This window comes from Okeania sp. SIO2C9, from assembly GCF_010672455.1.
Taxonomy (GTDB): domain Bacteria; phylum Cyanobacteriota; class Cyanobacteriia; order Cyanobacteriales; family Microcoleaceae; genus Okeania.
This window is the reverse complement of the sequence record NZ_JAAHGO010000013.1, coordinates 1-2839: the sequence shown is the minus strand read 5'-3', so window position 1 is coordinate 2839 and position 2839 is coordinate 1. Positions and strand designations below refer to the sequence as shown.

General features: G+C 41.6%; 3 protein-coding genes. All 3 read left to right on the top strand.

Annotated elements, in window-relative coordinates:
• Positions 1–1181 (top strand): Ig-like domain-containing protein (locus tag F6K23_RS13900; RefSeq protein WP_293156183.1); only part of this gene is annotated, 1181 nt, incomplete at its 5' end.
• A 536-nt stretch (positions 1182–1717) separates the two neighbouring features.
• On the top strand, positions 1718–1909 hold the full coding sequence (locus F6K23_RS13895; RefSeq protein ID WP_293156180.1) for a hypothetical protein: 192 nt from the start codon (positions 1718–1720) through the stop codon (positions 1907–1909).
• Positions 1910–2599: 690 nt separating this feature from the next.
• Positions 2600–2839, top strand: a 240-nt coding sequence (locus tag F6K23_RS13890; protein ID WP_293156177.1) for a hypothetical protein, incomplete at its 3' end; no start/stop codon positions are given.

The following is a 2839-nucleotide window of genomic DNA, read 5'->3' as shown; positions in this document are numbered from 1 at the left end:
ATACAGCTACAGTTAATGTTACTATTGATGGAGTCACTGATAATACCGCACCCGATGCAGTAGACGATGCAGTAACAACTGATGAAGACAGCCTCCTCAGTAGTGGTAACGTCCTCACTAACGATAGTGATGCCGATAGCGATACCCTTACTGTTACGGAAGTAAACGGCAATGCTGCTGATGTTGGCACTCAAGTTACCTTAACTTCTGGCGCATTGTTGACTCTCAACATTGATGGCACTTTCGACTACGACCCCAACGGTCAATTTGAGTCTCTTAATAATGGAGAGACAGCCTCTGACAGCTTTACCTACACCATTGATGATGGCAATGGGGGTACAGATACAGCTACAGTTAATGTTACCATTGATGGAGTCACTGATAATACCGCACCTCCCAATTTCCTTGAATCTGACTACACCATCTTTAGTCGCAATGTCAGTGGCAAAGAGTACTCCGTTGAATTTGTTAACTCCCAACCTGTTTACACAATTGACGATACTGCCACCAATCAGTCTCTGAACGATTTCCTGAGCGAAGTCGTATCGGAGCTTGGAGGAACAGTTACCAGGAATGGTACAATTAACGAGAATGCCCTCGAATATTTTGGTACCAACCAGAATCCATTCATCACAGAAAACCAGTCTACTGATAAAGTCACAATCAAGATATCTGGTTCAGGAGTAGGAGGTCAGTACAAAGCTGAATTCGACAACAATGCTGATGCCAATACCTTTCAGGAATTCGCAGAGGATATCCTGGGCAAAGACCCAACTCCAACCAACATATTCCAGTTCAACGGCGGTACCAATGGTGGATCTAACAACATCAGGATATTAATCAATGACGAAATTGCCTCATTGAACTCAGAATCATCAGATAGTTTGCGCACTCCCGATAGCCTTGAGTTTAAATGGTCAGGTGCTGATACGTCAGGAACACAGACTCGCAATAACTTTGATGATTTCATCGGGGAAATGGGCGATCTGTTTGGTGGCGACCAGTTGACGAATGCTGATATCCATGTGATTCCCACTTTAAATGAAGCCCAACTTACCGGAACCCAGGTAGCAATTAGCAATGGTCTCGGTGACACAGAAACCTGGGACTTTAACAACGAGCAGGAAGCACAAAACTTCCTAACATTCTTTGACAGTACGGTTGACGCTTTCACTTTTTAGTCGGTTTAGCAACGAGTTCGACAGAATCGAAAAACCAAAGTTGTACTCAAGCTCTGAATGTTTGAGTACAAGTGTCATTTTCGGAAATGGTTATTGCTTCAAGTATTATAAAAAAGTAAACAGAAGTGTTTTTCCCACTGTTCCCTGTTCCCTGCAATAACACATAAATAAATAATGAAACGTCGAAACCTAATTAGTTATACTACTGTTGCTGCTACAAGTGCTATTGCTTTACCGAAAAATTGTGGTTGAAAGCCTCCTCTTTTACAGCGCTTTTCAGATTGATGAACCACATCGTCATAACCAAAACCCTGTAGGGGCGAACTGCCGAAAGCTTGCGCATAACTATCGTTAACGCCCCTACTGTGGTCTACCCAAATGAAAACCGCTGTAAGAGGATAAAAAGAAAAATTTTCATCTCTTTGTCAATCCTATCCGTTTTAAAGGAGAGGTAATTCGCGCATTCGCGCATTCGCGCATTCGCGCATTCTTGAACTGCATTGAGTCAAACCGAACCCCAACAAATAAAATGGAGAATGACGACAAGTTGGCCGAGAAATCTCGATACTCTGTTTGGTGGGGCGCAGAGGATGTGCGATCGCGTAGCAGATTTACTAGCTTTTATATCATTTATTAGGTCGGAATTTATATTTTTAGTCAAAGGGATGTCTTTTGTAGATTATTTTGTTCGCCTCAGCGGAATGGAGTTCTATCGCCCTGATTATTAGTAATATGAAATACATTAATGTTTGCTACCAAAGATTAATAAGGAAATAGGGAGATGGGAAGATGGGGAAATTTGTAAGTAGCAAAATTTTTTGTATTTCATATCAAATTATTGATTTTTACACATTTGCTATAATTAGTAGTTCCTTGCTGAAAAATAGATAATAATTAGGGCTTGCTGATTAAATATAAAAGTATTGAAAGATAAAAGTTTTAGCCTTTTTGGGGTCAAAAAAAGTGGCTGGTTTTCAGCTATTTACGCTCAAAAATTTAGTATTTTAGGCGTATAGTTGGGCAGAAAAATCATTCTGACAATTCTTACCGAATTGTTAATTATTAATTATGGCGTTGCTGATTCTGGGTATGATGCAAGCCCCCCTAGCCCCCCAATGCAAGGGGGGAATAAAACTCTAAAAGTCCCCCAATGCGTGGGGGATGCGCGGGGGCTTGGCCAGAACAAAACAATCGCACATTCATACTTCTATTCAGCAACGCCTTAATTATTAATAATTAAATAATTCGCGCCTTGAAGCCTCCCCTTTTAAGGGAAAAAAAGCGGTCGTTTGCGCAGCATTCCGTAGGATGGGATGGCTCCGAAACCTGCGCCATATCCAATCGACCAAGAAAAGAAATAATATCTCCTTATATTCAATTCCGTAGCGGTTAAAACCCGAGGTAATTATCAATTATCCATGATCAATTATCAATTAATGAATTCTACCTCCTCGCTCGTTCCCATTTCTGCTGTCTCCTGTCTCCTGTCTCCTACCCTCACCCATAAGACTTTTTCGGTAGTGCGTCAAGGAAGTGTGGGAAGTGTGGTCCGGGTGGGAAGTGTGGTCCGGGTGGGAAGTAGAAGGAATGACTGTAGCTGTATCTTTTTGTGCAAGTCTGCCACTGATCATAGCTTTTATGGTCTGATCTCAAATCCG

What these genes read in the sequence shown, in the direction of transcription:
- F6K23_RS13895 (WP_293156180.1), top strand. Translation starts at nt 1,718, where the DNA reads ATGACGACAAGTTGGCCGAGAAATCTCGATACTCTGTTTGGTGGGGCG.